At 75.1% G+C, this 7,129-nt stretch carries 6 protein-coding genes and 1 pseudogene; 3 read left to right on the top strand and 4 right to left on the bottom strand.

Features of this window, described 5'->3' with window-relative positions; all coding sequences use genetic code 11:
• A pseudogene (locus tag AOK00_RS37070) lies at positions 1-245 on the bottom strand (pyridoxal phosphate-dependent aminotransferase); the annotation flags it as partial.
• Positions 246-339: 94 nt separating this feature from the next.
• The gene (locus tag AOK00_RS13035; protein ID WP_055600477.1) at positions 340-1,602 is read right to left on the bottom strand and encodes a sulfite oxidase; all 1,263 of its coding nucleotides are present in this window, start codon (positions 1,600-1,602) and stop codon (positions 340-342) included.
• Between the two features lie 256 nt (positions 1,603-1,858).
• Between AOK00_RS13035 and AOK00_RS13030 the strand changes: the two genes are divergently transcribed.
• Positions 1,859-2,377 carry a GNAT family N-acetyltransferase gene (locus AOK00_RS13030; RefSeq protein ID WP_055600476.1) on the top strand — a complete coding sequence of 173 codons (519 nt, stop codon included), beginning with the start codon at positions 1,859-1,861 and terminating at the stop codon, positions 2,375-2,377.
• Positions 2,378-2,478: 101 nt separating this feature from the next.
• Positions 2,479-3,336, top strand: a complete 858-nt coding sequence (locus AOK00_RS13025) for a methyltransferase domain-containing protein (protein ID WP_055600475.1) — start codon at positions 2,479-2,481, stop codon at positions 3,334-3,336.
• Here the strand turns inward: AOK00_RS13025 and AOK00_RS13020 are convergent.
• Positions 3,296-4,669: a hypothetical protein gene (locus AOK00_RS13020; RefSeq protein WP_055600474.1), complete on the bottom strand. Its 1,374-nt coding sequence runs from the start codon at positions 4,667-4,669 to the stop codon at positions 3,296-3,298. The two genes, AOK00_RS13025 and AOK00_RS13020, sit on opposite strands and share 41 nt — an antisense overlap.
• Before the next feature lie 127 nt (positions 4,670-4,796).
• Complete coding sequence (locus AOK00_RS13015; RefSeq protein WP_055600473.1) at positions 4,797-5,915, bottom strand: winged helix DNA-binding domain-containing protein; 1,119 nt, start codon at positions 5,913-5,915, stop codon at positions 4,797-4,799.
• Positions 5,916-6,109: 194 nt separating this feature from the next.
• Here AOK00_RS13015 and AOK00_RS13010 point away from each other — a divergent pair, with 194 nt between their 5' ends.
• Positions 6,110-7,069 (top strand): helix-turn-helix transcriptional regulator, encoded by a 960-nt coding sequence (locus AOK00_RS13010; RefSeq protein ID WP_055600472.1) that lies wholly within the window; start codon positions 6,110-6,112, stop codon positions 7,067-7,069.
• Positions 7,070-7,129: the final 60 nt, after the last annotated feature.

Below are 7,129 nucleotides of genomic sequence, written 5' to 3'. Positions count from 1 at the left end.
CTCCGGCTACTGGTGGCGCCGCGGCCTGCGCACCCACCCCGAGGACGTCGTGGCCGGACCCGGCGCCACCAGTAGCCGGAGGCGGCCTCACGCAGGACGGGGCCGCCGCCGGGCGGCTCGGGGGTGGTCCGTCCGGCGGCGGCGGAGAGGAGCCCGGCGAGTCCCGGCAGCACGGGAAGGCCGGTGTCGGGGGCGGGAGGGCCGTAGCGCACCGGGCCGCGGCCGTCCGGAGCCGTCTGCCGCATGTCCCGTACCTCCTGAGCGCACGGGGGCGCCGGCACGGCACCCCCGTGCCCTTTATACGAAGGTTCGGCCGGTTCCGCCGCTCCAGGGGTCGCTTCAGGCGATGGTCACCGGGTGTCGCACGGTCGCGTTGAAGAGGTAGCCCTGGGTGTTGTGGACGGCCCGCTCGGGCTGGGTGTTGCCGGCGGCGTCGGTGGTCCGCGAGAGCAGGGTGGCCGGTCCGGTGGCGCGCGGGAGCCACGGCGTGCTCCAGCGGACCCAGCCGTCCCGCCGGGGGGCGTCGTGGAGGTGGGCCCGCCGCCAGTGCGCGCCGCCGTCGGTGGACACCTCGACCGTCCGTACGGGCGCGTGCGCGGACCAGGCCCTGCCGGTCAGCCGGTGGACCCGGCCGGCCTCCAGGGTGGCGCCGAAGGGCAGCTGGTAGGCGGACTTGAGCGTCTGGCGGCTGATCGGGGCGCTGCCGCCGGCCGGGTGGGCGTCGCCGAAGAGGCGGTACCAGTCGGTGGACCAGGGCGAGGTGAGCGGGCGGGTGGAGACCTCGATGTCGCCGAGCCATTTGATGGAGGCGATGCCGACCCAGGAGGGCACGACGAGCCGGACCGGGTACCCGTGGTCGTACGGGAGGGGCTCGCCGTTCATCTCGTACGCGAGGATCACGTCGTCGAAGGCCTTGGCGACCGGCAGGGGGCGGCGGACCCGGCCGTGGTCGATCCCGCCGGAGACGTACGGGTCGTCGAGGCCGCGCGGCTGGAGGTCGACGGCGTCGCGGGCGATCCCGGCCCGTCGCAGCACGTCGGAGAGGCGCACCCCGCGCCAGCGGGCGGCTCCGACGGCGCCGAGGGTCCAGGAGGTGCCGGTGACCGGCTCGCCCTGCTGGCTCGTGTAGAGGCTGCGTCCGTTACCGGCGCACTCGATCAGGGCCGTTCGGGTGACGGAGGGCAGGTCGCGGAGCTGCCCGTAGGTGAAGTGGACCGGGCTGCGGCCGTGCAGGCCGTCGCCCCACAGGGTGAGGCGCCAGTCGGCGGCGTCGAGGACGGGGGTGGTGGTGTGGTTGCGGACGAAGAAGCGGTCGACGGGGGTGAGCCGGCCGGTGTCCCCGAACGTGTCGAAACGGGCCTCGGCGTTGGTGCTGCGGACGGTGAAGTGCTCGGCCGGGAGGGCCTTGACGATCCCGGGCGCGGAGAGGGGGACGGCGGCCGTGGCGCGCGGGGATGCCTGTCCGGGGGTACGCGCGGGCGCGTGTGCCGATGCGGCGGCGGCCGTGGTGGCGGTGGCGAGCCCGCCGAGGGCGGAGACCGCCGGGGCCGCCGCGAGAACCTTCAGCACGGAACGGCGGGCGGGCGCGGGCGAGTTCGGCACGGGACTCCTCGGCAGGTGGGAGAGGCGCGCCACCGGGCGGCGGCGCGGCCGATCCTAGGGGCGGAAGGGCGGTGCGGACGGCTCGTTCATCGTGCTGTCACAGGGGGTTCGTCAGGTCGGCGCGGACGGCGGCCGATCCGGCGTCCCCGCATGTGCGGAGGCGGATACGGCGCCGGGGCCGGAACTGCGAAGGCGTATACGGGAGGCGGTCCGTAATTGCGGGGCGGCAGAGGCGCCGCCCGGACGACAATGCGGCATGCCGATTCGAGAAGCCCTTCCCGAGGACGCGGCGGGCGTCGCCGCCGTGCACGTGCTGTCCTGGCGGGCCGCCTACCGCGACCTGCTGCCCGCCCCCTACCTGGACGCCCTGGACGTCGGGGAACGCACCGCGACCTGGCGGGCCCGCCTCACCACCCCGGAACGGCCCACGGTCCTGGTCGAGACGGGCCCGGACGAGCGGGTGCGGGCGTTCTCCTGCTTCCGGGCCTGGCCGGACGAGGATCTCGACCGGCGGACGACGGCCGAACTGGCCGCCCTCTACGCCCTGCCGGAGGTGTGGGGCACGGGAGTCGGGCGGGCCCTTCTCGCGGCCTCGGCGGAGGCCCTCGTGGCGAGCGGGTTCCGCACGGCCGCGCTGTGGGTGTTCGCCGGGAACGCGCGGGGGCGCCACTTCTACGAGGCGGCGGGCTGGCGCCCGGACGGCGAGGTCGTGCGGGAGGAGACGGGGGGCCGGGTGCTGGAAGAACTCCGTTACCGGGGAGACCTGTTCACCTGACACGCCGACCCAGGATGTCCACATCTCAAGACGCTGATCTCATCATGCGACATCGGTGCGTACGGTGGTGAGCACGCACCCACACCGAGGGAGTCGCTCCGATGACGCATGCCTCCACCCCTGCCGCGGACCCCGCGGGCCGCGGGACGGCCCAAGAGACGGCCGTCTACACCCACGGGCACCACGAGTCGGTCCTGCGCTCGCACAACTGGCGGACGGCCGCCAACTCCGCGGCCTATCTGCTGCCCGCGCTCTCCGCCGGTCTGGACGTCCTGGACGTGGGCTGCGGACCCGGCACCATCACCGCCGACCTGGCGTCCCTGGTCGCCCCGGGCCGGGTCACCGCGGTCGACGCGGCCGAGGAGGTCCTGGTGAAGGCCCGTACCGTGGCGGCCGAACGCGGCCTGGGGAACGTCGGGTTCGCCGTCGCCGACGTGCACGCCCTGGACTTCCCCGACGACTCCTTCGACGTGGTCCACGCCCACCAGGTGCTCCAGCACGTCGGCGACCCGGTGCGGGCACTGCGCGAGATGCGGCGGGTCTGCCGCCCCGGCGGTGTCGTCGCGGCCCGGGACAGCGACTACGGGGCCTTCGCCTGGTATCCCGAACGGCCCGTCCTGGACGGCTGGCTGGACCTGTACCACCGGGTCGCCCGGTCCAACGGCGGCGAACCGGACGCGGGGCGGCGACTGTTCTCCTGGGCGCGGCAGGCCGGCTTCACCGACATCACGACGACCGCCGCCGCCTGGTGCTTCGCGACGCCCGAGGAGCGGGCCTGGTGGAGCGGCCTGTGGGCGGACCGTACGACCGGTTCCGGCTACGCCGACCTGGCCGTGTCTGGCGGCCACGCGACCAGGGCCGAGCTGACGGAGATCGCGGAGGCCTGGCGGGAGTGGGGTACGCGGGAGGACGCCTGGTTCATGGTCCCGCACGGCGAGATCCTGTGCCGGGTGTCCTGACGGGCCGTCGGACGGGCGACGGACCCGACACCTCCCAGGAGGCGCCGCTGCGGTCCTCGGGCAGCCGGTCGTCCAGGTGGTCCTCGCTGAAGCCGAGTCGCGCGGCGAGAACCCGGTAGCGGGCGCGGCGGGCCTCGCCGACGGGGACCCCGTACAGGGTGAGGATGTGGAGCAGGAGGCGGAAGCCGAGGTCCGGGTCGACGGCCGTGACCACGTCCTCCAGGACCCGCGCCACCCCTCGTACCGGCTCCGCGCCGGCGTGGACCGCCTCGCGGACCTCCCGCAGCACCGCCTCCGTCAGATCGGTCCTGGCGGGCGGGAGGAAGGGCGCGTAGGCGGGGTCGACCTCCGCGAGGTGGGCGTGGCACACCTGGGAGACCTGCTCGAGCCAGTCCCGCCCGTCGGCGTCGAACTCGTCCTCGTCCGGGACGTTCAGACGCCCGGTCGCGGTCCGCCAGAGCAGAACGACCGACCGCGCCGGGAGGGCGGAGTCGAGGAGCCGCCAGGCGTCGTCGAGAAGCACCGCGGCGTACGCCCCCGGGGCGTGCCCCGGACCGTCGTCGGCGACCCGCTGGATGTGTTCGCGCGGGGTGCCCCCGTAGGCCCATTCCGTCCCGCGGAGCGCGGCCGCGAGCATCGGCAGCCCGAACCGCCCGCGTGCGAAGTCGCGACGGCCCGGATCGAGGGGGCGCCAGCGCACGGTCAGCTCGTCATGGACCACGGCCCGCGGGTAGGCCAGCCCGTCGCCGAGGGCGATCAGCCGCTCGTACGTGTCCGCGTCGACCGGCACCGAGTACGCCTTGAGCGCCCTCAGGAACAACCGGAACCCGAGGTCGGCGTCCGCCTCGCGCACGACCCGGAGGAGGGCGGGAACGATCCCCGGTACGGCGACGCGGAGAACGAGTCCGGCCGCGGCCGACTCGACCTCCGCGGCCACTGCCGTCCGCAGCTCCTCCTCCGGCACCACGGGCCGCGCCTCGTCCAGGGACTTCGCCTCGTACGGGTCGCGCTCCGGAGCCCGCGGCGGGCACAGCTCCGCGACACCCTCCAGCCAGGTCCGGGTGTCCGTGCCCTCCTCGGCCGGGTCGAAGCAGCGGCGTACGGCCGCCAGCCACACGGTGTGGAGCACGTCGTCCGGCAGCGGGGACTCCAGGAGGAGCCGGACGTCCGCGCCGAGCCGGTGGTCGTCGTCCTCCGCCTCGGACTCGGCGATGTCGAGCACCACCGGTTCGTCGAGCCGGAGTGCCGACCGGGCGCACAGGATGCCGGCGAGTCCGCTGAGCCCGAAGTCGGCCGCGTAGTCGTAGGAGTAGACCTCGCGCGTGCGCGCCATCCCCGTACCTCCCGTCTCCCGGCCGGAACGGCCGCCCGTCGGTGCGAAGGGCGCCCCTTCCCATGATCGGCGCAATGCGCGTCCGACGCCCCTTCCGCCGGGGTCGCCCGGGTGAGGGCCGAGACGGTCAGGTGGTGGCCGGCCGGTCCTCGGCCACCGCCGTGCCGCCCACGAACGGCACCAGCCGGTGCGCCTCCTCCTCCAGGGCCGCCCGGTCGGTGGCGCGGAGCGGCCCGAACGGCGCGAGCCGCAGCGTCCCGGCCACGAGGGACCACGTGCCGCGCACCCGGCCGTCCACCAGGAAGGTGGGCCGGACCTGTGCCGCGCCGGGCATCACGAGGGTGCGGTCCTCGTCGCCGATGATCCGGGTCCGGTCGGCATGGGCGAGCAGCACGTTGTCGAACGCGGGCAGCAGTCGCACCGGTGCGGGGGTCTCGGGGTCGGGCAGCTCCGCGTCGGCCAGGTCGAACAGTTCCCCGCCACCGGGGCCGGAATAGCGGCGCAGCTCGGCGCCCATCTCCGCGACGACCCCGCCCAGGCGGGTCAGCCCGCACCAGGCCTGGACGTCCTTCACGCCGGCCGGGCCGAAGGCGGCGAGATGGCGGCGGATCAGCTCCTTCGCCGCGTCGCCGTCACCGGTGGGCGCCATCGGTCGTCCCAGCCACGCGTCGGCGGGCGTGACGGAGATCGCCGACCGGTTGCCCCAGGAGCCCCAGGAGCCCGTGGCGGGATCGTGGACGAGCGGAGTCCGCAGCTCGACCTCCCCTGCCAGGATCCGTCCGTCGTGGCCGGGGTGGCGTTCGGCGAGTTGCCGGGCCAGTTCCCTGCGGGGCAGCGTCCGGCCCCCGAGCAGGGCGAGCCCCTCGGTGACGAGCGCCGCCGCGTCCAGCCCCGTGCCGTGCCCGGTGACGCGGTTCCGGGTGAAGTACGACGAGCCGGCGGTGCGGTCGAGTACGGGCTGTACCAGCGGCCGCAGGCGGCGGAAGTCGTCGGCCGTGACGAGGTGCTGGGTGCTGCGGAGCAGCGTCGACCGGACGACCTTCCGGTCCTCGACGAGCGCGGTGAGATCCGCCTGGGTGAAGCCGTCGATCCTGCTCCACAGGCCGACGTAGGGCCAGTTGGGCTCCTGCGCCTGGAGGGCCACCAGACGTCCGATCACGTCGAGCGGCGGACGGTCGGTGCGCGCGAGCAGGAACTGCCGGTCGAGGAGCGCCCGGTTCAGCGCCCGGAGGGAGAGCGTGGTCACGACAGACGCGCCGAGACGTGGCCCTGGCAGGCCCCCGCGAGGTGGTCGGGCGTCGGTACGCCGGTGACCTGCGGGGCGGGCCGGATCTCACGAGTGATCATTCTTGGTCCTCACCTCGGGTCGCGGTCTTTCGCATTCGACTCTAGAGACCCTTCCGGCCACTTTCCGGCCGGAACTCCGGGCAGTATTCCGGCATGGCGAACACCAGCTCACGGACCCTCCGGCTGCTCTCCCTGCTGCAGACCCACCGCCATTGGCCCGGCCCCGGCCTGTGCCAACGGCTCGGGGTGTCCGAGCGCACCCTGCGGCGCGACATCGACCGGCTGCGCGACCTCGGCTATCCGGTCGGCGCGGCCCGTGGCACGGACGGCGGCTACCAGCTGGCGCCCGGTGCCGTCCTGCCGCCGCTCCTGCTCGACGACGAGGAGGCGGTGGCCCTCGCCGTCGGCGTCGGCGACGCGGCGCAGAGCGGGATCGCGGGAATCGAGGACGCGTCGGTGAGGGCGCTCACCAAGGTGGTGCGGGTCCTGCCGCCCCGGCTGCGGGCCCGGGTGGACGCCCTGCGGGCGGTCACCGTCTCCGCCTCGGCGTCCGGGCCGGCCGTCGCCGCGGAGGTGCTCACCACGGTCGCCCAGGCGTGCCGGGACGAGGAGCGGCTGCGGTTCGGCTACACCGCCCGGGGCTCGGCGGCCACCGAGCGCGAGGTCGAGCCGCACCGCGTCGTCGCCCTCGGCGGGCGCTGGTACCTGGTCGCCCACGACCTGGAACGGCATGACTGGCGCAGCTTCCGCCTCGACCGGCTGACCGGGCCGACGGCGACCGGAGTCCGCTTCCGGCCCCGTCCGCTCCCGGCCGAGGACGCCGCGGCCTTCGTACGGGCGGCCGGCGGGACCCCCGCGCCCTGGACCGTCGAGGTCCTCGTCCACGCGCCCGCCGCGCGGGTGCGGCAGACGGTCGGCCGGTGGGGCACGGTCGAGCCGGCCGGCCGGGACAGCTGCCGGCTCACCATGACCTCGACGTCCCTCGACTGGCCGACGCAGGCGCTGGGCAACGTGGGAGCCGAGTTCGAGGTGCTGGGGCCGCCGGAGTTCGCCGCACACCTCCGGGAGTGGGGTGCCCGCTTCCTCCGCGCGACCTCTCAGTGGATGTCGTGAAACCCGATGCAGTCCGGGTCCTGGAGGGGGCAGCCGGGGTGGGGCGTGCGGTCCCGCTCC

This window comes from Streptomyces aureus (assembly GCF_001418135.1).
Classification (GTDB): Bacteria; Actinomycetota; Actinomycetes; order Streptomycetales; family Streptomycetaceae; genus Streptomyces; species Streptomyces aureus_A.
This window is presented reverse-complemented; position numbering and strand designations above follow the sequence as displayed.

Bases quoted from the DNA above. Each gene is read 5' to 3' on its own strand.
- AOK00_RS13025 (WP_055600475.1), top strand. From the start codon at position 2,479: ATGACGCATGCCTCCACCCCTGCCGCGGACCCCGCGGGCCGCGGGACG.
- AOK00_RS13020 (WP_055600474.1), bottom strand. From the start codon at position 4,669: ATGGCGCGCACGCGCGAGGTCTACTCCTACGACTACGCGGCCGACTTC.
- AOK00_RS13030 (WP_055600476.1), top strand. From the start codon at position 1,859: ATGCCGATTCGAGAAGCCCTTCCCGAGGACGCGGCGGGCGTCGCCGCC.
- AOK00_RS13010 (WP_055600472.1), top strand. From the start codon at position 6,110: ATGGCGAACACCAGCTCACGGACCCTCCGGCTGCTCTCCCTGCTGCAG.